The sequence below is a fragment of the Hallerella porci genome (assembly GCF_003148885.1).
GTDB classification, from domain to species: domain Bacteria; phylum Fibrobacterota; class Fibrobacteria; order Fibrobacterales; family Fibrobacteraceae; genus Hallerella; species Hallerella porci.
The window spans coordinates 170,196-196,872 of the sequence record NZ_QGHD01000001.1; the positions used below are offsets into that span (position 1 = coordinate 170,196).

At 45.6% G+C, this 26,677-nt stretch carries 23 protein-coding genes; 13 read left to right on the forward strand and 10 right to left on the reverse strand.

Annotated features, from left to right (window positions below; all coding sequences use genetic code 11):
- Positions 1-281: 281 nt before the first annotated feature.
- The 5 genes from hemN to B0H50_RS00745 all read left to right on the forward strand — a co-directional run bounded on the left by hemN (position 282) and on the right by B0H50_RS00745 (position 6,867).
- On the forward strand, positions 282-1,640 hold the full coding sequence (gene hemN, locus B0H50_RS00725) for an oxygen-independent coproporphyrinogen III oxidase (RefSeq protein ID WP_109587079.1): 1,359 nt from the start codon (positions 282-284) through the stop codon (positions 1,638-1,640).
- A gap of 59 nt (positions 1,641-1,699) precedes the next feature.
- A complete protein-coding gene (locus B0H50_RS00730) occupies positions 1,700-2,548 on the forward strand; it encodes a peptidase associated/transthyretin-like domain-containing protein (RefSeq protein WP_106197433.1) in 849 nt (282 codons plus the stop codon).
- 85 nt (positions 2,549-2,633) lie between these two features.
- A complete protein-coding gene (locus B0H50_RS00735) occupies positions 2,634-5,117 on the forward strand; it encodes an NPCBM/NEW2 domain-containing protein (RefSeq protein WP_106197503.1) in 2,484 nt (827 codons plus the stop codon).
- Positions 5,114-6,163 (forward strand): glycosyltransferase, encoded by a 1,050-nt coding sequence (locus tag B0H50_RS00740; RefSeq protein ID WP_109587080.1) that lies wholly within the window; start codon positions 5,114-5,116, stop codon positions 6,161-6,163. Before B0H50_RS00735 ends, B0H50_RS00740 begins: the two co-directional genes overlap by 4 nt.
- Complete coding sequence (locus B0H50_RS00745) at positions 6,160-6,867, forward strand: hypothetical protein (RefSeq protein WP_106197431.1); 708 nt, start codon at positions 6,160-6,162, stop codon at positions 6,865-6,867. The genes B0H50_RS00740 and B0H50_RS00745 overlap by 4 nt, the downstream gene beginning before the upstream one ends.
- 63 nt (positions 6,868-6,930) lie before the next feature.
- Here B0H50_RS00745 and B0H50_RS00750 read toward each other — a convergent pair whose 3' ends face one another.
- From B0H50_RS00750 to B0H50_RS00760, 3 genes are read right to left on the reverse strand one after another with little or no spacing between them, the layout of a single operon-like run.
- Positions 6,931-7,941, reverse strand: coding sequence for an aspartate-semialdehyde dehydrogenase (locus B0H50_RS00750; RefSeq protein WP_106197430.1), 1,011 nt, complete (start codon positions 7,939-7,941; stop codon positions 6,931-6,933).
- Positions 7,942-7,966: 25 nt separating this feature from the next.
- Positions 7,967-8,692 carry a hypothetical protein gene (locus B0H50_RS00755; protein ID WP_106197429.1) on the reverse strand — a complete coding sequence of 242 codons (726 nt, stop codon included), beginning with the start codon at positions 8,690-8,692 and terminating at the stop codon, positions 7,967-7,969.
- 20 nt (positions 8,693-8,712) lie between these two features.
- Complete coding sequence (locus B0H50_RS00760) at positions 8,713-9,210, reverse strand: single-stranded DNA-binding protein (RefSeq protein WP_106197428.1); 498 nt, start codon at positions 9,208-9,210, stop codon at positions 8,713-8,715.
- Positions 9,211-9,290: 80 nt separating this feature from the next.
- Between B0H50_RS00760 and B0H50_RS00765 the strand changes: the two genes are divergently transcribed.
- The 3 genes from B0H50_RS00765 to B0H50_RS00775 are packed head-to-tail and all read left to right on the forward strand — an operon-like array spanning position 9,291 to position 12,039.
- Entirely contained in the window at positions 9,291-10,391 is a 1,101-nt protein-coding gene (locus B0H50_RS00765; protein WP_106197427.1) for an exo-beta-N-acetylmuramidase NamZ family protein, read from the forward strand.
- Entirely contained in the window at positions 10,392-11,264 is an 873-nt protein-coding gene (locus B0H50_RS00770) for a sugar phosphate nucleotidyltransferase (protein ID WP_109587081.1), read from the forward strand.
- Positions 11,265-11,304: 40 nt separating this feature from the next.
- Positions 11,305-12,039 carry an RNA methyltransferase gene (locus B0H50_RS00775; protein ID WP_106197425.1) on the forward strand — a complete coding sequence of 245 codons (735 nt, stop codon included), beginning with the start codon at positions 11,305-11,307 and terminating at the stop codon, positions 12,037-12,039.
- A gap of 9 nt (positions 12,040-12,048) precedes the next feature.
- Here the strand turns inward: B0H50_RS00775 and B0H50_RS00780 are convergent, their stop codons facing one another.
- Positions 12,049-13,248, reverse strand: coding sequence for a THUMP domain-containing class I SAM-dependent RNA methyltransferase (locus B0H50_RS00780; protein ID WP_109587082.1), 1,200 nt, complete (start codon positions 13,246-13,248; stop codon positions 12,049-12,051).
- Positions 13,249-13,408: 160 nt separating this feature from the next.
- On the opposite strand from B0H50_RS00780, the gene B0H50_RS00785 reads away from it, so the two are divergent.
- Together B0H50_RS00785 and B0H50_RS00790 are read left to right on the forward strand one after the other, a co-directional pair.
- Complete coding sequence (locus B0H50_RS00785; RefSeq protein WP_109587083.1) at positions 13,409-14,038, forward strand: hypothetical protein; 630 nt, start codon at positions 13,409-13,411, stop codon at positions 14,036-14,038.
- An 89-nt stretch (positions 14,039-14,127) separates the two neighbouring features.
- Positions 14,128-14,760, forward strand: coding sequence for a hypothetical protein (locus tag B0H50_RS00790; protein ID WP_106197422.1), 633 nt, complete (start codon positions 14,128-14,130; stop codon positions 14,758-14,760).
- Here the strand turns inward: B0H50_RS00790 and B0H50_RS00795 are convergent.
- From B0H50_RS00795 to B0H50_RS00805, 3 genes are read right to left on the reverse strand one after another with little or no spacing between them, the layout of a single operon-like run.
- Positions 14,757-17,093, reverse strand: coding sequence for an excinuclease ABC subunit UvrA (locus B0H50_RS00795; protein WP_106197421.1), 2,337 nt, complete (start codon positions 17,091-17,093; stop codon positions 14,757-14,759). The genes B0H50_RS00790 and B0H50_RS00795 overlap by 4 nt on opposite strands.
- A gap of 8 nt (positions 17,094-17,101) precedes the next feature.
- Positions 17,102-17,689 (reverse strand): hypothetical protein, encoded by a 588-nt coding sequence (locus B0H50_RS00800; protein WP_109587084.1) that lies wholly within the window; start codon positions 17,687-17,689, stop codon positions 17,102-17,104.
- Positions 17,686-18,621, reverse strand: coding sequence for a YihY/virulence factor BrkB family protein (locus tag B0H50_RS00805; RefSeq protein WP_106197419.1), 936 nt, complete (start codon positions 18,619-18,621; stop codon positions 17,686-17,688). The genes B0H50_RS00800 and B0H50_RS00805 overlap by 4 nt, the downstream gene beginning before the upstream one ends.
- Before the next feature lie 60 nt (positions 18,622-18,681).
- On the opposite strand from B0H50_RS00805, the gene B0H50_RS00810 reads away from it, so the two are divergent.
- From B0H50_RS00810 to B0H50_RS00820, 3 genes are read left to right on the forward strand one after another with little or no spacing between them, the layout of a single operon-like run.
- A complete protein-coding gene (locus B0H50_RS00810) occupies positions 18,682-19,572 on the forward strand; it encodes a hypothetical protein (RefSeq protein WP_106197418.1) in 891 nt (296 codons plus the stop codon).
- A gap of 55 nt (positions 19,573-19,627) precedes the next feature.
- The gene (locus B0H50_RS00815) at positions 19,628-20,605 is read left to right on the forward strand and encodes a diacylglycerol/lipid kinase family protein (protein ID WP_106197417.1); all 978 of its coding nucleotides are present in this window, start codon (positions 19,628-19,630) and stop codon (positions 20,603-20,605) included.
- Entirely contained in the window at positions 20,602-21,549 is a 948-nt protein-coding gene (locus B0H50_RS00820) for a UDP-3-O-(3-hydroxymyristoyl)glucosamine N-acyltransferase (RefSeq protein ID WP_106197416.1), read from the forward strand. Before B0H50_RS00815 ends, B0H50_RS00820 begins: the two co-directional genes overlap by 4 nt.
- Positions 21,550-21,602: 53 nt before the next feature.
- On the opposite strand, the gene B0H50_RS00825 is transcribed toward B0H50_RS00820, so the two are convergent.
- From B0H50_RS00825 to B0H50_RS00835, 3 genes are read right to left on the reverse strand one after another with little or no spacing between them, the layout of a single operon-like run.
- A complete protein-coding gene (locus tag B0H50_RS00825) occupies positions 21,603-23,450 on the reverse strand; it encodes an MBOAT family O-acyltransferase (RefSeq protein WP_106197415.1) in 1,848 nt (615 codons plus the stop codon).
- Positions 23,447-24,886: a GDSL-type esterase/lipase family protein gene (locus B0H50_RS00830; protein ID WP_109587085.1), complete on the reverse strand. Its 1,440-nt coding sequence runs from the start codon at positions 24,884-24,886 to the stop codon at positions 23,447-23,449. Before B0H50_RS00830 ends, B0H50_RS00825 begins: the two co-directional genes overlap by 4 nt.
- Positions 24,883-26,670, reverse strand: a complete 1,788-nt coding sequence (locus B0H50_RS00835; RefSeq protein WP_109587086.1) for an SGNH/GDSL hydrolase family protein — start codon at positions 26,668-26,670, stop codon at positions 24,883-24,885. The genes B0H50_RS00830 and B0H50_RS00835 overlap by 4 nt, the downstream gene beginning before the upstream one ends.
- Between the last annotated feature and the right edge of the window lie 7 nt (positions 26,671-26,677).

A 26,677-nucleotide genomic window follows, 5' to 3' on the forward strand; every position in this document is an offset into this window, starting at 1 on the left:
CTTTGAAGTTTATTGAATATCGGCCTTCACATAAAATGTGCTTTTGCCAATTCCTTGCTTCATCATGAATCCTTCTGCCGTTAATTTTTTAGCGACGAAAGAATTGAGGAACGCCCAAGGCGCGGACAATTTTCGATGACATCGTTGCTTGTGAAGTTTCCAATTTTTTGTTGGACAAAATTTTTGACTAGATCATAGGCGCTCATTTCTTTTTCATTTAGGAAGCCGACTTTTTCTTTGAATTCTACATTTCTCACTCCTAATTTTTTACATTTTTTGCTATGAACGGAATGATTGATTTTCTTTTGAAGTATAACACCAATGCTCCGCGTTATACTAGTTATCCGCCAGCGAATCTTTTCCGCCCTGCTCAAGACAAAGCGCAAATCGAACGTGTTTGGCGGGAATCGAATGCGTTAAAACCGCAAAATGTGAGCTTCTATTTTCATATTCCGTATTGCGTGAAGCACTGCCTTTTCTGCGGATGCACTTCGGAACTTTTGCCATCGGATATGGCAAATTGCGAACGTTATTTCCAAGCGCTCTTTTCGGAAATGGACGAAAAATTGCCGTGGATCGATTCTTCTCGCCCGGTGACGCAAGTGCATTTTGGCGGGGGAACGCCGACGAGTGTTCCGTATTCTTATCTCGAAAAAATTTTGAATAAATTGCGGGAACGTTTCCACTTTGCTCCGCATGCAGAAATCGCTATCGAATGCAATCCGTCAATCGTCGATGAAAAACGTCTGCGCGAACTTGCGCGCATCGGATTTAATCGGGTGAGTTATGGCATTCAAGATTTTGATTTGCAAGTGCTGAAAAATATCGGACGCGAGCCGTCGCTTTTACCGGTGAAAGATTTAATTGCGCTTTCGCGCGAACTCGGATTTACCGGAATCAATTTGGATTTGATTTATGGACTCCCTTCGCAGACCGAAGCGGGATTTTACAAAAGCATTGAAACCGCAGCGGATGCGCATCCCGATCGCATTGCGCTTTACAGTTATGCGCATGTTCCTTGGGTAAAAAAAGCGCAGAAAACTTTGGAACGTTTCCCGATGCCTACTCCGCGAGAAAAACTCGGATTATTCCTCGGCGCTCGCGAATATTTTAAGAAAGCGGGATTTATCGATGTCGGGATGGATCATTTTGTCGATCCGAAGGATTCTCTTGCTGAGGCACTTTCTGCGGGACTTTTGCATCGGAATTTCCAAGGCTATTGCACGCGGGCAACGACCGGCGAAGTTTACGCTTTCGGTTCGAGCGGGATTTCGCAACTCGATAATGCTTACACGCAAAATGTTCACGAAAGTCAGAAATACGTGGAATTGCAAGAAGCGCACAAACTCACCGAAATCCGCTGCGAAGAACTTTCGAACGAAGAACGGATTATCCGCGATGTGATTGAACGCCTTATGTGCAATCGCCGACTGAAGGTCTCGGACGAAGAAAAACGCGTCATCGGGGAAGGCTTTGAACGCTTGCTTTCTTTGGAAAAAGAAGGCCTCTTAGAAAAGAAATCCGACGACGAAATCGTCACCACGGAACGCGGAACTCTTGTCATTCGCTATTTGGCGATGCAGCTTGATCCGCTCATGCAAAAGGTGCAGCGTGAAGGCGTCTTTTCAAAGACGATTTAGCGGAAAACTTTTGAAAAAAATCTATAATTGGACAACAAAAATTTGATTGAGGATTTGCTATGAAGAAAATTTTGCTCCCCACTCTTGCTGCTGCGATTGCTCTTTCGCTTTCGGGCTGCCAGAAGACTGGAACCATTTCGGGTCAAGTTGTCGATGCTTTCACCGGCAAGCCCGTGGAAATGCCGACCGTTTGGATGGATTCGACCATTTACGGCACGCACGCTCAGAAGTATGCTTACAAAGACATGCTGAAAGACGGCAAGTTCAAATTTGAAAATGTTCCGGCTGGCAAGTATTTGATCAAGGCTCGTCGCAACAAGTATATCTTGGGTCAGCAGACTTTTACGACCACCGATAAGGAACCGAACAAGGAAATTACCTTGTACGAATATTCGGACACCGTTTCTCCGGGTCTTTATATTCCGGGCGAAACTCCGGTGAAGATTGCCAATGAATGGGCGATTTTCTCGACGACTTGTAAAGAATCTCTCGCAGGTCTTCGCATTAGCTTTGAACAAGACATGAAGGCTTCGGCTCCGAGCCAGAAGAAAGACAAGAAAGCGAAGAAGAACAAGAAAGATATCAAGGTGAACAAACTTCCGGATGCGAAAGTCGTGGAATCGGCTGTTGACTTCCTCTACTGCAATCCGGGTTCTGTGACGACCGCTGTAGAAGTTGCTGCTTATCCGGCTGCGACCGCTCTCGTTTCGGCTCACGCAGACTGCCAAGGCTTTGAAACCGACAAGAACGGTATCTTCCCCGATGCTTCAAAGAAGACTGAACTCGCTGTAGAATACAAGGCCGAAGGTCTCTTCTCGGTGAAGGGAAATCTTCCGAAGGGCAAGCAGCTCATCGTGATTTCTTCGAACGGCAAGACTCTTCAATCTTACTATCTCGAAGTGAAGTAATTTTTCCTTTTTCAAAAAGAATGTCCGCAGAAGTTTTTTGCTTTTGCGGATTTTTTTATTGTGGTTAATTTCTAACTTTGCAATTATGAACGATAAAATTTCCTTTTCAATTTCTCTGAAGGATGCGCGGATTATTTTTTTGACCTTGTTGGTTCTTGTCGGCGCTTTTTTAATTTTTAATAATCTCTCGGTTCCTTTTGCGCGGACGTGGGATATTCGCTACGGCTATTATGCGTCCTTGATAACATTTATCGTTTTTATCGTCGGGCTTATCGTCAACGCCAAAGAAATTGTGCTGCGGACACGGGCGCATTTACCGTCTTCAAAAAGTCTTCTCGCCCTTTTCTGTCTTCTCGGATTTTTTACCGTTTTCTCGTGGAATCACATCGAAAATTCTCACCGCGTTCTTTCGGACGAAACGAGTTGGGAATCGATGGGTCTTCAAATGTATTTCGATCATACCGGAGGCATTTGCAACGAAGGCATTTGGAAAGATGGCGTTCTCGATTGCCATACCGAAGTGAATAATTTCAAAGGGAAAACACTCGGCTTCGTTTATTCTCTCGTTTTCCATTTCGCGGAACCGAATCGCGATACCGCATTGCTCGTCAATTATCCGTTTTATCTTTTGAGTTTAATCGCCTTTTTCTTAGCGCTTTCAATTTGGTTTAAAAGCGATTGGCGTGCGCTTGCGGCGACGGTTTTCCTCGGAGGGATGCCGATATATTTAATGCAATCGCGCTCGGCTTCTACCGAAGTCTTGTACATTTGCATTTTCTCGCTTTTGCTCGCTTGGTATGCGCTTGTCCCGCCGAAAGAAGTGAAGTGGAAACATTTTCTGTTGACGGTTCCGCTTCTCGGATTTTTCTCGGGAACGCGACAAGAAACCGTTTTTGCATTCATTCCGTTTGGCTTATATTATGTCCGTTATTTCCGCGGCGAATTTTATCGCTTACCGCTTTTTGTGCTTTCGGTTATCGCGGTGAGTTGGCCTGCGGTCAACACGATGGCGGCTTATCGCGGATTTGATTTCCAAGGCGGAACGCATGCGGCGCATTCTTTCTCAAATTTCTGGTTTAATCTCAAAACCGATATTCAGCATATGCTGAGTTTAGAAAGCGATTTGTCGCACGGCGGCATTATGAATGATCCGTTCTATACGACGTTTACGATTCTGCTTTTGCTTGCAACGGCTTGGCTTCTTTATCGGATGATTTTTAAGAAGCGTTATCGTCGCGGATTTATTCTCGGCATTCTTTTCTGCTTGCAAATTTTTGTGATTCTTTTTAATGTCTCGGGAACATTTGAAATTGACATTAACCAGCGTTATGTGTTGGTGGCGCTTCCGATGTTTGCGCTCATTATGGCGCTCGGATTAAGCGATTGCTTGGAAACCTGCGGTTTGAATTTCAAAAAATCTTCGTCGGTAGCCGCTGCGGTTGCGATTTTCCTTTCGGTGGGGCTTGCGATTTGGCATACTTCGAGCTTTGATGCGAATATGCTTTATTACAAAAATAAACTTCTCGGCGAAGAAAATTATTTGAATTCGTATCTGAAAACTTTCCCGAAAAATTCCATTTACATTTATGCGCGTCCGTGGCAAATGCTCGCTTCGGGATATTCGAGTTTTAGCGAGCGCACATTTATGGGTTGGACTGCCGACGAATTTGCGAAATATCAAAATGAAACGAACGGCAACATTTATTTGGTCCGCGGGCAAGATGGCTACGGCCAAGTGAATCGCGAATCACGCGTCGTCGGATTCAAAACGACGGATCAAATTACATCGATTTTGGACGGTTATAAAGTCGAAAAAATTCTCGCGGAAAATCGCCTTTTCGGTTATCCGTTGACTCTGCACAAAATTGTTTCGAAACACGGACTTTCCCTTTATGCGCAAGGAATTTCGGTGAGCGATATGCAAATTGAAAATGCGGCGGGCTCGTTTGCGCTCACGAAGAATTTCCCCGAATCGGTTGCGTATCGCATTTGGCTCGGCGATTCGGTAGCGTCAGAAGGCACTCTCGATTCCACCGTTTCAACGGTTTCATTAGCAAATGTTTCTTCGGGGCTTTCGCGTTATCGTTTTGATTTTTATGTGCCCGATGATACAGTGCGCATTACGCGCGATGTCTTTGTCGAAGCGCCGGGAGTAAAATTGCTTTCGTCCATTCCGATTGTGAGTTATACGCAGGATTGGGGCGAACCGCAGACGAATGAATCGGTGGAACATCACACCATGCAATTAAATGGTGAAACTTACCGCTTTGGAATCGGTTCGCATGCGACTTCCAAAATGTCTTTTAATTTGCCCGAAGCATACGAAACTTTCCACGCTGTCGTCGGGCTCGATGATGAAAGCGCTTGCGGCGATGGCGCAGAATTTATCGTCATCGCAGACGGGAAAAAAGTTTGGCAATCAAAGCGTTTGTATGTCGGCGAATCGTATCCGGTGCAAGTAAAAATTGCGGGCGCTCGTCAATTCGAATTGCAAATCGATCAAGGCGGTGACCGAAACTGTGATCACGGCGACTGGGCAAATGCTTGGTTCTCGAGTGAAGTCAAATGAAAATTCTCGTGGCACCGCTCGATTGGGGGCTTGGACATGCGACGCGGACAATTCCCGTGATTCGCAATTTCTTGCGTCAAGGTGCGACTGTTGACTTGGCGGTTTCCGGGCGCGAAGCGGCTCTCTATCAATCGGAATTTCCCGAGTTAGAACAAATTAACATTTCGGGTTACAACATCCGTTATCCGGAACGCGGATTTGAAATGCCGTTTTGGTTGTTCAAAAATTATCGTCACATTCGGCGGGTCATCCGCGCAGAACATCAAATCGCCGAAAATTTAAAACGCGAACGCGGTTACGACATTCTTTTTTCGGATAATCGTTTTGGATTTTGGGCGGCGGGCGCGAAGAATATTTATATGACGCATCAACTGCGCATTGCGTTTCCGCAGGCATTTTCCGCATTTGAAAAAATTGGCGTGGAATGGCATCAAAGTCAAATGAAAAAATTTGATGAAATTTGGGTGCCCGATTACGCAGAATTTCCGGGGCTTGCGGGAAAGCTTTCGCACGTTGAATATGCCGACGAAAATTTTGCAAAAAAAATTCGCTACATTGGTCCGCAATCGCGTTTTTCAAAAGAGAATGCGGATAAATTCACTTCGGAAAATGCACAAAAAAAATTTCGCTTTCTCGCACTTCTTTCGGGCCCAGAACCGATGCGCACTGCGTTTGAAAATGCACTTCTCCGTGCGTTCTCCAAAATTGCGGGGCAGCATGCGATAATTCGCGGACTTCCCGGTGAAAAAAATCTTCCGCAGACGTCATCCCATATTACTCTTTTCAATCATTTAGAAACTGCAGATTTTGCGAATGCTGTGAAAAATGCAAAGTGGGTGATTTCTCGGCCGGGATATAGCACGGTGATGGATATGGTGAATTTATCTGCAAAATGTATTTTCGTTCCGACTCCCGGTCAAACAGAACAAGTGTATTTGGGAAATTCTTTGCAGCAAGCGGGCTTTGCAAAGCTTCTCACGCAGCACGAAATTTCGGCAGTTTCTCTTTTAAACACCGCCCGCAAACTTGAAACGAGGAAAAAATGAAATCTTTCGTCATCGCATTTCCGCTTCCGTTCTCTTTACAAGAAGCGCCTGAATTTTTGCAAAGTAAATTGAATTTGGATACGTCCAAAGAGCGCGTAATGGTTGCGGGCTCTTCCATTTTTTATAAACCGATTTTGCAAAATGCGGTCGCCGATTTGGCGGCAATTTTTGCAGAACATTCGCCGCTTTCTTCCGAAGAATCGGCAGAGATTGCTGCGCACAAATCGCTTCTCTTTTTGGAATTTTCGGTGCAAAGTGCAGAAGAATTTGAATCGTTTTTGACTTTCGCCAAAAAAATTTTAGAAGCCGGCGCACTCGGCGTTTACAGTGAAAATTCGGGCGCGGCATGGTCTGCGAAAACATTTACAGAAATTGTAAATGGCGATGTTCCTCTCGAAGCTTTTGTGAATTTTGTAGAAACCGCAGACTCGATGTTTACTCTTGGATTAGAACCGTTTGCGGCTCCCGATTTTTGCATTTCGTTGAAAGATGAAAAATTGGATCATCGTGCGATTCTTATTTCGGCAGCCGATGCCGTTGTCTTCGACGGTCAAGATGCTGCTTCGGGCGCAAAATGGAAAAATGAAAACAATCAAATTTTTGAATTCAAAAATGAATTGACTCCGCCATTTAAAAAAGGTTCCGCGGAATGGAACGCCGAAGGTTATCGTCGTTTGATTGCAAAAAAATCTGCGGCAAAATAAAAAAGTCTCTGCGAAAAATCGCAAAGACTCCATTCAAAACGCCCCTTCGGGGCGTTTTTCGATTTAAAGCAATTCGCCGATTTGGATAGCGTTTAATGCAGCGCCCTTTCGAATTTGGTCGCCGGTGAGCCAGAGCGTGTTGCTGTTATCGTCTGCGAGATCCTTGCGGATACGGCCGACGTAAACATTGTCGTGGCCAGCGCTTTCGAGCGGCATCGGGTAAACGTAATTCTGCGGGTCATCTTTGAGGGTGACGCCCGGAGCATTTTTCAACGCAGCGCGAATTTCTTCGACAGAAACCGGACGTTCTGTTTCGAACCAAACCGATTCGGAATGCGAACGAAGCGAGCTAACGCGGACGCAAGTGGCGCTCGTGCGCACATCGCTGTGCATAATTTTGCGTGTTTCGTTGAACATCTTCATTTCTTCTTTCGTGTAATCGTTTTCCGTCATTTTGTCGATTTGCGGAATCACATTATACGCCAGCTGATGCGGGAATTTCGAAATGTGAGTGGTTGAACCGGTTTCCAAAATGTCTTTGTATTGTTGCTTCAATTCTTCCATTGCAACGGCGCCAGCACCGCTTGCGCTCTGATACGAAGAAATGTGAATTTTCTTAATGTGCGAAATTTTGTTAATCGGATTTAACACCACAACCATCATAATGGTTGTGCAGTTCGGGTTCGCGATAATGCCTTTGCCGCCGAATTCTGGCTTGTAAAGTTTAATGTCTTCGGGGTTGACTTCGGGAACGACAAGAGGAACTGTCGGATCCATGCGGTAGAAGCTTGTGTTGTCGATGCAAACTGCGCCCGCTTTGACTGCCGACGGGAGAAATTCTTGCGAAATAGCAGCACCAGCCGAAGAAAAGACGATGTCAATTCCTTTGAAAGAATCGTGGGTGAGTTCTTCGATGGTGAGTTCTTCGCCGCGGAATTTCATTTTGCGGCCAGCGCTACGCTTGGAGGCGAGAAGCTTCAGCGAATCCAGCTTAAAATTGCGCTCTTCCAAAATGGAAATCAGTTCTTGTCCTACTGCGCCTGTGGCGCCGACGATGGCAACATTGCGACTCATAATTGGCCTTTGTTGTGGTGATTGGTTAATTCTTTAAAAGTTTCCCGAGTTCGGATTTGTATGCCGAAATACTTTCTGCGGCGGCAGCGGCTTGCCGCTTACTTTGCTCAAATTGCGCCTGCTTATCGGCTGCATTTTCGAGGGTTGTGTAAGCGTGGAGCGCGTAGCCGGCAAGGCGAAGTCCTTCGGTTGCGCTTACGAGTTTGCTGTGAAGTTCACTCACGCTCTTCGGATGAAAAAGAGCCGCCGCTTTGCTGTTGACTTTGGCGGTGGCGTTGCGGAGAGCGAGCGCTTTGGATTCGGCGGTTTCGCGACTCGGTTCGTCAATATCATTAGGAAGCGCTTTGAATTTTTCGATTTCTTTTACAAGAGAAAGGGCTTCGTCTGCGATTTTTTCTGCAGAAGAAATGTAGCGCTCCGGAGAATTGAGAGCATTTTTGCTCATTCCGACATCGTTTGAAATACTTGACATCGGATTTTGTGTGCTGTCGCTGGTTCGCTTGTTAAATTCGGCTTCGTTGGCTGAAATATTTGCCGCGATAATTGAAGTCGGAGAAAGCATCGGCGAAACAAAAGATCCGTAACCTTCGAACTTGAGGTAGCTGAAAAAGCACGCCATCAAAAGCAGAATAACGGTGATGATTCCGGAAATTGCTGTTCGGATGGCGCCACGGGAATTGATTGTCTGGATCACGGCCAAAAGCCCAATGCTCCAGAGAATCGCTAAACCGATAAGTTCAAAAGCTGGCATGACCTTCTGTCGCTAAAAAATTAGAACGGCAGATCTTCTTCGACGTCGGGACCTGCACCCATCGGCGGAAGAGAAGGCTGAGCGTTCATCGTCGGAGAACGACCATAGCTCGGAGTCTGAGCTGGCGCCGGCGTTGCTTGCGGTTGACGGTTGTAATTGTTCTGGTAGTTTCCGTTGCTCTGGCTGCGCGGAGTCAAAAGCTGGAAAGTGTCCATGTTCACATCGGTCGCGTAGCGCTTCTGACCATTCTGGTCATCCCAAGAACGATAGGTCAAAGTGCCTTCGACGTAGAGAGTCATTCCCTTGTGAACACCGAGTTGTTCGATAATGTCTGCGATTTTTCCCCAACCGACGATATTGTGCCAGTCTGTCTGCTCGCGGGTTTCACCGTTCGCATCGCGGTAGCGGCGAGAAGTTGCAAGTGAAAAAGAAACGCGTTTGCGTCCACTCGGAGTGACTTTCGTTTCAGGGTCCTTGCCGATGTTTCCGATGAGCATAACTTTGTTCAAATAAGGCATTTGTATTTTCCTAATGTGTTTTACGATTTATGAGATATAACTACTTATATTTGATATCGTACCTTAAAATATAGAAAATTATGACTGTTCAAATCGCTCTTTCTCATTTTGAAGAATCTTATCCGCAGCATTTACGCGGAAAACGTTTAGGCGCCCTCTTGCACCCAGCGTCAGTGGATTCTCATTATCATCATACCCTCGAAACCCTTCGCCGTTATGATGGCAAACTTTTCAAACTTTCGGCTCTTTTTGGCCCGCAACACGGGATCAAAGGGCACACCCAAGACAATATGATCGAATGGGAAGGTTCTGTCGATCCAGAACTGGGAATTCCGGTTTATAGTCTTTACGGGAAAACCCGCGAGCCTTCGCCCGAGATGCTTTCGCATATCGACGTTCTTTTTGTGGATATGCAAGATGTCGGAGCGCGTTATTACACATTCATTTGGACGCTTTTCCTTTGCATGAAAGCGTGTGAAAAAGCGGGCATTCCAGTCATCGTCCTCGACCGTCCGAATCCGCTTGGAAATACCGTGGAAGGACCGACTTTGGATTTGAATTATACGAGCTTCGTCGGGCTTTGGAAACTTCCAATCCGCCACGGGAAGACGATTGGTGAAATCGCAAAACAATTCCAAGACGAATGTTATCCGAAGTGTGAACTTTATGTGATGGAAATGGACGGTTACAAACCCGAAATGTGGTTTGACGAAACCGGACTGCCGTGGGTCATGCCTTCGCCGAATATGCCGACTCTCGATACGGCAATCGTTTATCCGGGCATGTGCCTTTTCGAAGCGACGAATGTGAGCGAAGGCCGCGGAACGACGCGTCCGTTTGAACTTTTTGGTGCGCCGTTTATCGATGCGCCGAAACTTTGCCGTTATTTGAATGGACTCAAATTGCCGGGAGTTTATTTCCGTGAAAATTATTTCCAGCCGACATTTCATAAAGGCGCAGGTCAAATTTGCGGCGGTGCACAAATTCATGTTTTAGATAGAAATGTGTTTCGCTCTTTTGAGATGGCAATTCGAATTCTGCGTTATTTGGTGCACGAATATCCGAAAGATTTTGCGTGGAAAAATCCGCCTTACGAATACGAATATGAAAAACTTCCCATCGATATTCTTTTGGGTTCGGGAACGTATCGTCACGATTTTATTGAAAACGGAGAATTGTAAGTGCGCATTTTAATTCTCGCTGCAGGCCTCGGCACAAGACTGCGTCCGTTAACTCTTCAAATGCCGAAGCCACTTGTGCGCGTTGTCGATAAGACGATTCTCGAATTGCAAATGGAACTCGCGAATACAATTCCCGAAGCGCATTTGCATGTGAATGCACATTATTTTGCAGATAAATTAACCGAAGCCGCGACAGCGCTTGGATTTGAAAAAGTGTGGACGGAAGAGCCCGAAATTTTGGGCACAGGCGGTCCGCTTTTTCGGATGAATGCCGAAGATCCTTGCGACGATTTGCTCGTGATGAATTCGGATTGTTATTGCAAATTTGATTTGAAATCTTTTTTGCGTTTGGCGCGTTCATCGGGGGCGCCGTGCGCCCTTTTAGCGGTGGATAATCCAGCGGTCAATTCGATTTCGGTCAAGGGCGGTTATATGGCGGGAATTCAAAATCGTTTTGGATTACGCACAAAAGAACGTGTGACATTTTCTGGCATTTCTTGGTATTCCAAACGGGCGCTGCAAATGATCCGCGAATCGGAACGCGATGTCCGCGAATTTTGGAAACGACTTTGTGAAATGGGAATGCCGCCGTTTATCGATGACAGTCAAAAGCATGCGCTTTGGATTGACATGGGAACTCCCGAAGGTTTAATGCGGGCGAGCGATTTTCGGAGAAAGGAACTCGGCGTCGGAAATTTCGGTGTTTCTTTAGAAAATGTGGCGAATGCCAAAGCGACAGTTTTAATGCCGGGCGCAGAAATTTCTGCGGGCGTTTCTCTCGATCATGTGATTCTTTTTCCGGGCGCAAAAACCGAAGAAAATGAATGCGTGAAAAACGAAATCCGCGGACAAGATTTTGCGTGGAAATTGTAAAAATTTTTTGTATAAATTAACTTTTCAAAAGTGAAGATTTATGCTTTCATTTCGAATTGTTCTTGTAGAACCTGAACATCCGCATAATGTGGGATTTGTCGCACGGGCGATGCATTGCAACGCGATTCCCGAACTTTATATTGTGTATCCAAATCGCGATACGGTCAATCCAGAATCGTATCGGACGGCGCACAATTCTGCAGAAATTTTAGATGCGGCAAAAGTCGTGCATACATTAGACGAAGCGCTTGCGACTGCGCATTATGCCATCGCATTTTCTCGTCGTCGATTTGATACGGTGATTCCGCATACGCCGCTTCCGCAGGTTACAGAAATTCTTCCGAAAGAGGGAACTGTTGCGCTCGTTTTTGGCCGCGAATCTTGCGGGCTTGCGCTCGATGAAATTGAACGCTGCGCGATGATTTGTGAAATTCCGGTTCCGGGTCAAATGAGTTTGAATTTAGCGCAAGCGGTAACGACTGCGTGCTACGAACTTTGTCGCAATGGTCTTTTGGACAATCGCGGACTTCGCACGGATCGCGTGCCTTTAAAACGCGGACGCGTTGAACAAGCGAATATCGGACAAATTGAAAATTTTCTTCAGTATCTGCGGGCGCATTTAACGGATCGTTATCAAAATAACACGTGGACCGAATCCGCGGTTCGCGAATTTTTGCAGCGCTTAGCGCCAACGCGATTTGAAATGAGCGCGCTTCTCGGACTTGTCAAAAGTTTAGTGATGCAGAGTTCGTTAAAGTCGCAGGATAAAAAATAATCGAAAAATTTATCCGTTTTTGATGAAGAAAACTTTGACGTCAATGCCGCCGTTTGACGTTTTGATAAAATGATTCGGGGTGAGCGCAAACGCTTTTTCGGCCGCTAATCCCGGAATCATGATGGCGATATCCGCTTGCGTAAAATCGCTGCGGATTTTTTTTCCGATTTCGCGATAAAGAGTTGTGATGTCCGCGGAAATGCGTTTTCCATACGGCGGATTTAAAACGAGAAGAGTTCCCGCTTTGGCTTGGGGCAAATCAAAAAAATTCGCGCGAGAAATTTGCAAAGTTTCTGCAGGAAGATTTTTTAAAAACGGCGCTGCGCCCGCAGAAATTAAATTGAATTGCAAAGTGGAAAATGCTTTTTCGGAAAAATCGCTGGCCGCAATTTTTGAAAGAGAAGAGGCGTCAATTCCTTGAAAATGCGAGGTGAGAAAATTCCACGCAGCGGGGCGGAAAAAGGGCAACGATTCTGTTGCGAAATGGCGCGTTTTATTGAGATGCGCTTGCGCTTTGAAAAGAGCGGCTTCAAGAGAAAATGTGCCGCTTCCCGCCATTGGATCGAGGAGAATTTTTTTCGAATAAAATTCCGCTTCGAAGAGAATGGACGCGGCAAGAGTATCGCGGACCGGAGCGCTTTCAACATGACGATTGAATCCGCGTTTATAAAGCGGTTCGCCGGCGAGATCCAAACTGATTTTACAAATGTCATTTTCCAAGCGCACAAAAATGGTTTGCGTTGGAGAATTCCAAGCGGGCGAAAATCCATCGTCTAAATCTGCAGGCAAAATGCCGCGTTCATTTAATGCATTTTGAATGATTGCAGAAACGCGTTCTGAAATGGCATCGCTGTGATACAATCGCGATTTTTTGCAAAAGGAATGTACCGCGGGAATGGACGATTTGAAAAAATAAAGTTCCCAAGGAATTTCTGCGGACTTCTTTTCTAAACGCCCGAAATTTTCTGCGCGAAATTCTGCAATTTGCATTTCGATGCGCGTCGCCGTTCGCGAGAAAGCGAGGAAACGCCAAGCGTCTTCGATTTTTGCTTCTAAGAAAATTGCGCCGTCGCTAATCGTGCACGGAGAAACGAGCCCGAGTTGCTGCAATTCTTTGGCACAAGTTTTTTCAAAACCGAGATGACAAATCACTCGAAAAAGATGCGGAGTTGCGGACACGTGCCGCTTGATGCGTTTGGATAAAGACACGGTTAAAGTTAATTATTTTCGTCGAATTTTTTTTGCAGATTTTTGAAAAGCGCAGAAAGAATTCCCAAAATTTTTTAGGCGAGAAAAAGTTTCAAATCGAAAAAAACGAAAAAAGAAAATCGAAAAAGATTTACATTTTAAAAACGTTTTGGAGGCGTTGATGAAAAAAATTTTGCTTCTTGTGATTCTTGCTTGCGCAATGGTTTCTGCAGAGCCTTATGTGCACGATGGATTTTATATGAGTTTTCAATATGGTCCCGGTGGCGCGATGGTGCAATCGGATCATTTTGATGGCGGCCAGGTGAAATCGGACTTTGGTTTTTCACACGAATTTTTATTCAAAGTGGGCGGTGTTATTGAACAGACTGTTGCATTGCACGGAACATTTTTTATGACGACGTGTCAAAGTGATTTTAATTATTACGGAGATGCAAAAGAATATCAGAGAGATTTTGAGTATAAAGATGGCTTTTTTTCGATATTCTTGGGACCAGGAATCACCATTTATCCGAAAGAGCAAGGTTGGATGCGAGACGTCTTTTTTAGCGGATCGATGGGCGTGGCTAGTTTATGGTCTTATCGTGACGGCTATAATGATCCGGGAGATTTTAGCGCAGGCGGTTATGGGTTTGATTTTGCAGTGGGAAAGGAATGGTGGACTGGAAAAAGTTGGACGTTTGGGCTTTCGCTTGCTTATACTTTCATCGTTGCGGATGATAGCGATTTTAAAAATACGATTTCTTGGTATGCGAATTCGTTCCGTCTGCGCCTCTCTTTGACGCGTAGTTAAATGAAAATTTTTAATGATTCCAATCCGAAATGATTGCGAAAATGAAATTTTTTTTTACATTTTAGTGCAGAATTTTTGGGAGGTATCCGATGAAAAAATTTTTGGCTTTAATTCTTTCCGTCGCAGCGTTCGCTTTTGCAGAACCGTATACTCACGATGGATTTTTCATCAATCTTCAATACGGTGCGGGGTTGTCAAAGCAAGAAACCAATCGCTTTGATGGAAATAAAATTGAATCGGATAATGATTTTTCGCAAGAATTGGTTGTCAAAGTGGGCGGTGCTTTAAACCAAACGGTTGTGCTTCATGGAGCATTTTGGTTTTCGGTCGGACGAAATGATTTCAATGTTTACACTGATAATGGAGATTGGAACTCGACGGCTCGAATCACTGTACTTTCGTGTATTTTAGGCCCGGGCGTTACGATTTATCCGTTTCATTACGGTGTGATGAGCAATTTATTTTTCAGCGGAACGGTTGGATTTGCCGTCTTCACTTCGGATGACGATGATGATGATTGGCTGCGTTATAATTATGAAAGTTTTTCGGCGACAGGAGTTGGAATCGATCTTGAAGTGGGAAAAGAATGGTGGGTCGGTGAAAATTGGAGCTTAGGTATTGCGCTAAGTTATAATTTAATCGTCGCTGATGACGATGATTATAGCAATGTGAAATGGACTTCGAATTCTTTCCACGTGCGTTTTACGGCTAGCAGAAGCTAATGATTTTTTCTTTTTAATTCGATTTTATAATCGGCGTTTCTTAAAAAATCTTCTTGATGTTCGATGGCGATGACGGTGTGACCGTTTTCTACGAGTTCGCGGATTAAAGCAATCATTTTATCGATGTCATTTTTGTGCAGTCCGCGGGCGGGTTCATCGAAGAGGAAAAGTGTATTCGGAAATTTCGCGCGGGAAAGGGCGAGAGAAAGTTTAATGCGAGCGGCTTCGCCACCAGAAAGATTTGCAGTCGATTGGCCGAGTCGTAAATAGCCGAGACCTGTGCGCACAAGCGGCAAAAGTTTTTCGGTAAATTTAGAAGCGAAGTTGAAAATCGTCGCTGCTTTTTCGACGGTTAAATCCAACACATCGGCGTAGGAAAGAGTTTTAAAGCGGACTTCTAAAATTTCATCGCGGAAACGTTTTCCGAGACAAACGGGACATTCGCTTTCTTCAAAGCCCGATGGATCGCGGAGAATGCCTTCGCCTTTGCAGGTTTCGCAACGTCCGCCGGGAACTGCGGTGCTGAATTTTGATGCGGAAAATCCTTTGATTTTACTTTCGGGAAGTTTTGAAAACAAATCGCGGAAAAGCGGCGCAATGCCGATGGCACTTGCAACTGTGCTGCGACGATTTCTGAAAAATCCGCGGGAACTTAAAAGCGAAATATTTTGAATGCCGAGTTTTTTGAAATCGCCTTTGTAAAAACGCGGCAAAATATGTTGGAATAAAAGAGTGCTTTTGCCGCTTCCGCTTTCTCCCGAAATCACGCTGAATTTTTGCAGTGGAAATTCTGCAGAAACGGGCGCCATATCGTAGAGGTGAAATTTTTTCACGTGAATGCAAGAGTCTGATTTTTCGTCGGATTTTTGTGGCGGATTTTTGGCGAGTTCGCGGAGCCATTTTCCGGTGGGAGAATTTTCGTTTGCTTGGAGTTCGGCGGGAGTTCCGCTGAAGAGAATTTCGCCGCCGAGTTCGCCTGCGCCTGGGCCCATTTCAATGACTTTATCCGCGCGCTCAATTAAAAACGGATTGTGCTCAATTAAAACGAGAGTGTTTCCGCGGTCGCGAATTTCTTCAAAAATTTTCCAAAGTTTTTCGACATCGGTTTTAAAAAGTCCGCTGGCGGGTTCGTCGAGGCAAATGCACATGCCGTCTAAATGTCCCGTTGCTAAAGGCGAAAGCCGAAGTCTTCCGAGTTCTCCGCCCGAAAGGGAACTGCCGATGCGCCCGGCGCCCAAGTAGCCGAGTCCGATTTTGTTCACCGCGTGAATGCGTGCGAAAAGCATTTCGGCGGTGCTTTTCAAATGTTCGGGAAGAATCCCGTTAAAAATTTCCGGCAAAATTTTTTCTAATTCAGCAAAAGAAGAGCTTAAAATTTTTCGCCAAGAAATTCCTTGCACGCTCGATTCCAAGATGAAATTTTGCAGACGAAAACCGCCGCAGTCCGGACAAATTTCTGCATCTTTGTCTTCGGTTTTGCTTTCGATTTCTCCGTTGCCGCCACAAGTTTTGCATTGAAAATGCAGAGAATGCGGAGACAAGTCCGCAGGATTTAACGCTGCCGCTGTCGTATCGTGTTCGGCGCAAAATGGAATTGTGCTAAAAATTTTTCGTTCGCTACCCAAATCCAAGATGACTTTTGTATGCGAAAAACGGAGAGTCGCGTCGACGGCTTCGGCGATGCGTGTGCGGACGCCTTCGCGGATAATGACGCGGTCGAGGACGACGAAAATTTCTTGGGGAACGAGAAGCTTTTCTTCTGCGCGAAGCGCATCGAGAGAATAACTTTTTCCGTCGGCGATAACGCGGGAATATCCTTGCGAAAGAAGAGTTGCCGAAATGGCATCGAGCGATAAATTTTTGACTTCAACGGCAGCGAGAAATTGGAGACGACTGCCGAGGGGAAGTTCGCAAATTTTCACGATGATATTTTCACGCGTGTCACACGTCATCGGTTTTCCGCAGATGGGACATGCAGGATTTGCAAGTGCAGCCCATAAAATGCGCAGCGGAAATTCGCATTCCGAAATCGAAAGCGGCGAAGATTTTGCGGGAGCGTCTCCGCGGGAAGCTGAAATCGCAATGCTTGGGCGCAGACCGTCCGCGCTATCGAGCGGAATATTGGTGCGGCCTCCCAAAATTTTGAGTGCAAAAGGACTCAGCGTTTCCAAGTAACGGCGGCGACTTTCTCCGTGCAAAACATCCATAACGAGAGAAGATTTTCCGCAGCCCGAAGGCCCGCAGACCACGGTAATTTTTCCGACGGGAAAGTCGGCGTTTAATTTTTTCAGATTGCGGAGATGCGCTCCGCGAAGAGAAATTTCGCTATCCACGGGAAGCCTCAGCGTTCGCCCCAGTTGATGAAGAACGCACCAAAGGGCGTGTTGAAATCGCTATTTTCAAAGTCATCTTCGGAGATGCCGAGGAATACTCGGTAACCGCCACCGATGCCGATTTCAATTGACGGATTGATTTGATAATTGAAATGGAGCGCCGCATCGGCGACAAAGTAACCGTCTTTTGCTTTGGAATGTTCTTCGCCTTTTGTGTTGATGCTTGTAAATCCTGCGCCTGCTGTCACGGGAATCGAAAGCGAAAAATTGCCGATTTGAAGCGGTTTATATTCGGCGAGAATTCCGAGAGAATTATAATCGATGGAAATTTTTTTGCCGTGCTCTTTGGTGTTTACATCGTTTGCGACGGTTGCCGCATACATTCCCAAACGGAATTGCGGATGAATTTTAACGCCGCCGTGAAAAGAAAAATAGAGAGAACCGTCTTCGAGAAGTAAAATATTATTCGCTTCAAAGCCGAGAAAAATTTTATTCTCGTCCGAAACAATTGCATTTTCCGAATCGTTTAAACTCGAAATTTCTGCGAATGCGGGAGCGAAAAAAAGAAAAACGAAAAGGGTGAAAAATTTTTTCACAGCGAGCCTTCGGGTTGCACCCAATTCCATTTTTTAATTCCAGAACGCGGCCAAGAATAAATCGTCCAAACCAAACAATTTCCGTAGAGCATAATCGCCCAAAATCCAAAAGCAAAAAGCAGCACGAGCGGAATAAAAGCGAGTGAACCGTAGAAGAGCGACATGCGACTCACCAAACTTTTTTGCAGCATAATTAAAATGACGAGGTAACCGCAAGTGCAAACCCAAATGCCAAGGCTCACGACAAGAGAAGGCCAAAAAAGTCTTTTGTAGGAATAATGCCCTTTGCGGTAGGGCAAAAGAAAAATCGCAAAAAAGATGAGCGCAACAAAAATCACATTCATCGCGACTGTCCAAAATGTGCTCATGATTTGCGGAATCGTTTCGGCTGTCAAAAATTCCCAGTTATTCGCGACTTCTAAAAGTCCGGTTTTCAAATGATTCACGAACATGGCAAAAAAAGCGAAACCGAGAGCGGCGACAAGAAGCAGCGGCGTATAAGCGACGAATTGTTTGAAGAATGGCCGCGAAGTTTGATTTTCCCAAACGACATTCATATTGACTTCTAAGTTGCCGATTGCGAAAATGTAAGTGATGAAAAGCGAAACAGAACCGATGACGCCGAGAGTTCGGAGATGAATGTGCTCCGTATTTTCGAGGAGCGGCATAATATCGTCAAGCGGAAGACCGAGAGAGAAGAATTGGTCGAGAACAGGCAGATAAGTATTGAAGAAAGAACCGAGTCCGAGAGAAAGCGAAATTGCGGTGAGAAGAATTAAAAACGGAATGACCGCTAAAAACGATGTGTAAGTCATCGCTGCGGCTCGAATCGTTCCGTGATTAAACAGAAATGCTTTCGTGGAAACGATCATCACGCGAAGCGGAATCGGCCATTTGTGCGTTATTCTGTCGATGTTTTGTTCTAGTGTCATTTCGCAAAATCCTAGAGGACTTTTAAAGTGAAATTATAGCAAAATTGTTATACTTGTCTTGTGAAATCTCTGGCTTTTTTCGTCTTCTTTCTCGGGCTATTCGTCTCGTGCGGTGGCGAATGGACTGCTGCAGATTCGACGGCGCTTTCTTGCCGCATTTCGGATGTGCCGTTTACATCGGCGGAGCAAATTTCCCTTTCTGCAGACGGCGAAGATCTTTACATTCTCGATCGATTTAATCACGTGTATGTTTACGGTCGCAATGATGCGCGGACTTGTGCATTTGAATTATTTCGGACACCGGAAAATTCCGATGGGCAAATTCCGGTGGGTCAAGCGGAAAAAATTGAAAGCGTTGGATCGTTCTTGTATTATTACGATGGCATTTCTCTTTTGCGCTACGACGATGATGAATTTCTTTGCGACGTTTCGCTTCGGCAAATGGCGATTACATCGTCGGCAATTTATTACGCGCCTAATTCGGGATTAGAAAAATTGAAAATCAACGGAACGGGTTGCAAAAAAACGCAGACTTCGTTCGCTGCGACGCGGGTCATGGCGATGGATGCCAAAGCGGGAATGATTGCGACGGTCGAAACTTCGGGCGCATTAACCGATCCACCGCAGCGGTTGAATATTTATAGTGAAAGCGGAAATCTTCAAGTGCGACGGGCTTTGGCCGCGGGCGATAAACGCAACACTTTGCATTTTTGTTCGGCGACGCGAATCCGTTTTGGTGCGGCATACTTGGCGCTTCTCGATGCAAAATGCGCTTACGTCGGCATTTTTGATTTGAACGGAGAATTGATTCGTCGGGTGGATTTAACGGAAGAAGGAATCCGCGGGGCTTTGGACATTGACATCGCCCAAGATGAATTATTCATTCTCACATCGAGTTCCATTCATCCGATTTATTATTTTGATTTTGCTAGTTTGGGCATGCTCGATTAAAAAGGGAAAGTTCAAATTTTGCTTATTAAAAAATAAAAATGTAATTTAAAAGGGTATGTTGAAGTTCAGCTTTTTAATCAATCCGATCAGCGGCGGTGGGCAAGGAAAGTCCATCTTAAAGTTTGTACCGGAAATTATGCAATCCATGGGATTTGAAAATTCCGAATGGAAGGCTGAACTCACCGATGGAAAAAGGCTGCGCGAACAAATTCGCGAAGTCGCCGAAAAAACGGAAACTCTCATCGCTGTCGGCGGTGATGGCACGATGTCCACAATGCTTTCGGTAATGCTCGAATCGGGGCTCGCCGAAAAAGTTCGCTTAGGACTCATTCCGCTCGGCACAGGAAATGATTTAGCGCGCGTTTTAAATTTATACGATACCTTTGTGAATAAAGGATTGCTTTTCTTGGTGCGTCGTTTAGTGCAAGCGAAGCATCGTCCGTTTGACATTTGGAAAGTCAACGGAAAATTTGTGTTGGCAAATTATTTTTCGAGCGGAATTGACGCGCGGATTGCTCACGATTTTAATGCGGATCGCGCATCGGGGAAAGTTTCAAGCACATCGGTAATCGCCAATAAATTGCATTATGTGCGCCGTTTCTTTGCCGATCGTCGTCATTGTTTGGGAAATGCGAAACTCAAATTTTTAACGCAAGATGGCATTTGGCAAGAAGAAGATGTTTCGGGATTTCGCACGGTCATCGTCGGCAATATTCCGAGCTTTGCGTCGGGCGCAAATCCGTTTGACGGCGGCGATATGGCGGACGGCCTTTTAGAAGTGGTGCCGGTTCCCAATATGAATTCTTTTTTCGGAGCGCTTGCGCTTGGAACGGTTCCGCTTTTAGGAAAAATTTATAAGCGTTGCTTTCTCAAAACGCATCATGCGAAAGAAATTATTTTGCAGACTTCCGAAGAAGAATTTCATCAGTTGGATGGCGATGATTTGACGCGTCGCGTCGGCTCAGAAATTCATATTGAATTTGGTTCACGGGTGCAAATGCTCACTCTCGAACCGGGAATAAAAATCGGATGAAAAAAATAGATGCGGAATCGCTTGCGAAATTTTTAGCGGGCGAATTGCAATGGAAAACGGCGACGGAAAATTTTGAAATCACAGGTTTTGCGCCGCTGAAAGAGGCAAATCAAAATCAAATTTCTTTTTTTACGGGGAAAACGGTAACAGGTGAATTGCGGAGCGCGTCCGCGGGTTTACTTTTAGTCGCTTCGGATTTTGTGGGCGAGCCCGAAGTCGGTGCGCTTTTACGGGTGAAAAATCCGTATGCGGCGATGGTGCGGGCGGTGAAATTTTTATACGAAGAAAATTTTTCGGAAACGAAAATTGCTGCGTCGGCAAAAATTCATCCGTCTGCAGTTGTAGAAGGAATCGTCGGTGAAAAGGCGGAAATCGGGCCGGGCTCCGTGGTGATGCGCGGGGCAGAAATTGGCGCGGGGACAATTTTGCAGGCGAATGTGACGATTTATCCGAATGTAAAAATCGGTGAAAATTGCATTTTCCAAGCGGGCGCAGTCGTGGGGTCGCGCGGCTTTGGATTTTATGTCGATGAAGATGGCGAACGCAAAATGGTTCCGCATGTGAGCGGAGTTCGCATCGGCAACCGTTCTGAATTTGGCGCAAATTCTGTCGTGGCTGCGGGATTTCTTGCGCCGACGAAAATTGGCGACGATTGTCATTTTGATTCGTTTGTGCAAATCGGGCATAATTGCGAAGTGGGAAATCGCGTTTATATGGCGTCGCAGTCGGGTCTCGGCGGGACAACCGTTGTCGAAGACGATTGTGAATTTGCAGGCGGCGCACAAATTGCGGGGCATTTAACGATTGGTCGCGGGGCAGTCATCGCTGCGAAAGCGGGAGTCACAAAAAGCATCCCCGCGGGCGCAGTTTATGCGGGCTTTCCCGCAGAACCGATTGAAAAATGGCGCAAAGGAATCGTCTGCGTGCGAAAACTTTCGCGCTAAAAATTTTGACAAGTTCAAATGAAAACGCACGGCGAAGCCGTGCGTTTCAACGTTTAAAATTGGAAGTAGATGAACGGTGGCGAGTCTGCGCTTGAAAATTGATAAATCACAAGGCACGCAAATACGGCGAATAAAATCATCGCCCAAATGGGAAGGTGACAGAAAATGACGCGGTAAGAACGTTTAAAACGATCGGGCAACCAATGAATCGCCATGCCGAGCGCAAAGACGAGAATAATCGAAAGATGCGAATATGCCATCTGCGGAACGAGTGAAAAATTCCACGGAGAACCGATTTGATGAATCATATTACGGGCGGTTTCCCAAGCGACTTCGTTCGCTTCAGCGGGATCCAAATTGGAACCTGCGCGGAAAAATAAACGCGTTGAAGTGATAAAGATGAATGTCAAAATCACATTCCACGCAAAACGTAAGCGGGGAAGTGGCGTCTTAGAAAAAAGTCCGTAAACGAGTTTTGCATAAATGCCAACGAAAATAATTCCGCTCCAAATGGCTGCGATTCCAAAAATCGGTTCGTAATGCAATTTGCAAAGAATGGTGGCGACTGCTGTAATCACAAACATGAGAATTGCGCGTACTTCAATTTTTTGTTTACACCATTGCGTGTTGGCGATCATTCCGATTCCGTTTAATCCGCCCCAGATGATAAAATTCCAACTTGCGCCGTGCCAAAGTCCGCCCATGAGCTGCGTAATCATCGCATTGATATGCTTCGCAATTGTTTTGCGCGAATCCACTCGGAAAAATGCCCAGAGCGCAAGGGCTGCGTAAAGAATGCCGAGCCCGAGTGCCACCCAAACGCTTCCCGAAAGAAGAATCGCAATCGCCGAAATGACCGCAGTCCAAAAGAATGTGCCAAATCCTGCGCCGCGGTTTCCGCCGAGAGGAATGTAAATGTAATCGCGTAGCCAACGAGAAAGCGACATGTGCCAACGATGCCAAAATTCCGAAGGCTTGTCGGCTTTATACGGACTGTTAAAATTCTGCGGCAAACGGAAGCCCATGAGCAGCGCAACTCCGGTCGCAATATCGGTATAGCCCGAAAAGTCGGCGTAAACTTGTAACGAATACGCAAAGAGTGCGAGTAAATTTTCAAAGCCCGTGAAGAGTAGCGGAGTCTCGAAAACTTTATCGACGAATTGCGTCGCCAAGAAATCGCTCATGATAATTTTTTTGGCGAGGCCGTTTAAAATCCAAAAGACTGCCATCCCAAAGGCGTGATGCGATAAGAAAAATTTGCGGTGTAATTGCGGAATAAATTTATCGGCGCGGATAATCGGGCCGGCGACGAGTTGCGGGAAAAATGTCAAATAAAATCCGAAGTCAAAAATATTCTGAATCGGTTTTACCGTTTTCTTGAACACATCGACGCAATAGCTAATCGCTTGAAAGGTAAAAAATGAAATGCCGACAGGGAGAATGATTTGATCGACTAGAGAATTTGTATGGAAAATGCGATTGCCCGCCGCGGCAAAAAAGTTGTAGACTTTTAAATCGATGCCAAAAAGTTGGTGCACGACATCGACGAAAAAGTACGCATATTTAAAATAGCCGAGAGTTAAAAGGTCGATGACGACGAGAGAAACGAGCAACGCAATTTTAAATCCGCGACGAGTTAATTTGTCTAAAATTTTCCCGCCGAAGAAATTGACGATGACGCAGAAAACGAGAAGCGTTAAATAACTTCCGCTCGTTTTATAATAAAAGAAAAGACTCGCAAAAAAGAGAAACGCATTGCGCAGTAAAATTTTGCTGTGAAAAATCGTGAACAGCGCAAAGACGATGGCAAAAAATGCCCAGAAATAAAACTGCGTAAAAATCAGCGGCTTCGAAGGATCGAATAAGAAAATGCTTTGAAGAAGGTCGGCGAGATGGTTCATTTTTTCACCTTCTTGTGCGCGGATTTTTTGGATTTGCTGTGCTTAATGCTTTTGGCGGGAGCATTCGCTGTGGGAAGTCTTCCGAGTGCGGGAAGATTCTGCGGAATGACCGAAATGCTCGGCGCTTCGGGGCGCATGACTTCTTTGAGCGCATCGTAAAAGAGATCGCCTAAAAGTTCATAGCCCGCATTTTTAAAATGCACATGATCTTTTTTGGCGTAATCGGCTTTCTGCCAAGTTTCAATAGATTTAAATCCGCCCATGACTCCGTATAAATCCCAAAATCCGCCTTTGTGTTTTTTCGCTAAATCGTAACCCGCTTGGGCGACGAGAACGCTGTTTAAATTTGGCTGTTTCGTCGAAGTGAGATAGCAATCATTATTCGAAACGAAAATGAATGCGGCTTGCGGAGAAACGGATTGGATGCGGGCGATGAGTGTATCGTAGCGCGCTTTAAAAAGTTCGGAATTGAAAATTTCCACATTTGCATCGTTAATGCCAATCGCAAAAATCACTAAATCCGGTTTCGAAAATTCCAAATCGCGTTCTAAATTTTCGAGGGAAAGATACGCTTTCATATCGGCGCCATTGACTCCAATCGAATTGTAAATGAGCCCGGGAATTGTATCGTTGAGCAAAATTCCGGTGAGAGTAAACGATGGCTGCGAATTGAAAAAATGGGAATTTGCAAAAAGCGAATCTTGTTCGGCGGGAGAAAGTTTGGAAAGCGTATCGCGGAGCCTTTTTTCTTTGTGTGCGTTCGGCCACGGGAAACTGAGAATCAAAGAATCTGCGCGGACGGGCAAATCAAAAGCAAAACTGTCCGAAAGAGAATCGCGTTCGCCGTGATAATAAACGCCGCCGCGTTCGAGTTGTAAAATTGGTTCAATGGAATCGGGAGAAAATCCAAAAACGCGGACTTGGGTGAAATTCCAAAAATCTTCGTCGGGAATTCGACTATCGAGAACGATGCGCACTTCGGCATCGGGGTCAATGGTCGTCACTTCAAATCCCAAAACGCCGAGAGGCGGGCGCTTGCCTTTGAGAACGCTGCGCTTCCATTTGAAGTGGCCTTTTTTCCGCGATGCGTAACTCACGGGCGTATTGGTTTTTGCGGCAGCGTAAGGGAAGACAAATCCGCGGCCAGCTGCGGGAATTTTTAATTCTTTTAAAAGACGAACTCGTGTGCGATTCGAAATAACATCGGCTTGTAAATGCGAACCGCCTAAATGTAAAATGTTGATGTTTCCTTTCCCGGTGAAAGTGAGCGAATCAAATTTGCGCAAAAATGGTGCGAACGCTGCATTTCCTGCGGGAAAGATGATGTGATTTTTCGCCGTATCAATTGGCAAGTTGATGGTTTTACTTCCCGCCAAAAGAGTCGTCGGGAAAAGGAAAATTGCAAAGAGAAAATGAAAGAAAATTTTTTTCGTCATGGAGTTTCCTCCGACGGGGAATTTTCGGGGCGAATTTCTGCGCTAGCGGAATCGACGCTTTCGTTGAATTCTTCTTTCAATTCATTCGTTGGCGCATTTTCTGCTGCGTTTACCGAATCGCTTATTTCACTCGGAATGGAATCTGCATTTTCAAAATCGCTTTTTTCGTCGGCGCTATCGAGTACGAAGTTATCGTCTTCGGGAATTTTTTCTATCGGCGTTAAAACGAGAGTATCGTTTTGGGCGATTAAAGTGTCGGCGGATTTTTCTTGATTTTGAAATGCGTGAATTTCGTTCCATTTTTCGGTATCGATGCCGTGACTTTTCCGGAAACGATAATGATCGTAGTGTAATTTAATCGCTTGATAAAGGAGTTCGCCCATGCGCGCTGCGCCGTTTCGCGTAAAGTGAATGTAGTCGGGACCGCCGAGATTTTCTTTTACCCAAGAAATCATCGCATTGTGTCCGCCCATGACGCGATACATATCCCAATAAGCGCAGCCGTTACGCAGTGCGATTTCGCGGATTTTTTCGATGGTCATTTCGAGGCTTGGGAAACTGTTCCAACGTCCGCCGATTTTTTTGGACATGTCTGCGGGGCCGATGAAAAGAATGTCTGCATCGGGAGCGGCTTCGCGGATCGCTAAAATTTGCTTTTCCAAAATGCGTTCGACCCAATCTAAATTGGATTTGTTTACACTCGGCATTAAATTTCCGCCGTATTCCATGATGATGAGTTTGGCGTTCATCGCGCGAAGACTGCTTGCGAGAAGCGCGTTATCCATTTTGGTGAAAATCGTTCCCGAGCTTCCGCGCATGGCGACATTATCGACGGCGACGCCGGCGTTTGCATCTAGTGCGATGGTGTAAAGTTCAGCATTTCCCGAAACGGTTAAGGTCACCGATTCGGTTTCGTACTGCAAATTCCACGTGTAAAGAGAAAGGCCAGGGAAAGTTTCGACTTCGGGAAGATTCGCTTGAAATTTTTTCTTTTTTTCAACGATTTTTGGTGGAAGAGAATCGGCGAAAATCGTATCGGAAACCGTTGCGCTATAAATCAATTTTGTTTTGAGATTGGCTTTGTTAGCGAGCAATCGAATTTTTTGAAATTTTCCAGCGTGCGGATAACCTTTTAAATGCAAACTTTTTTTGAATGTGAAAGTTGCGCTTCCGCGGAGATCGGTAACTTGGGCGAGTGGCCCATATTTATTGTGGCGCGCGTGTTCGCTCGCGGGACCAAAAATGCGGTGGCGTTCTAAGTTGCCGATGCTGTGTCCGTTGAAAACAAAGGAAGGAATGTCGGCGAGAGGCGGCACCATTCCCGGGCCTGTTCCTTTCCAAAGTGTTTGCAAAAATTCGCGGAGAGTGGAGGTGATGCGGTCGCCTTCGAGTTGCGAATCGCCGTAATGAACAATGTGAACGACTTCGCCCGAATCGGACGCTTCTTCGATTTCTTGAAAAAAGCGGTCAAACCATGCGATGTTTTCGTCGGGAAAATCAAAACGCGTGGAACCGTTGCGGAAAAATTCTTCGTAAAAAGCCAAAGAATCCGCGTATTCGGCGAATTCTTTCGCTCGCGTTTCTTCGAGCATTTTTTGAATTTGTTCTTCGGGATTGACGGTTACCGAATCGACTTGCGCATTTTCACGCAATTCTTCGGTAAGCGATGGAAACCGCAAAGTATAACTACCAAAGGAAATTCCTTCGGCGGGAAAAATGAACGAAAGAAGCCCGAGTAAGAAAAAGACCGCTAAAATCGCGAGAAGAGTGCGAAAGGGCGACATGCGTCCG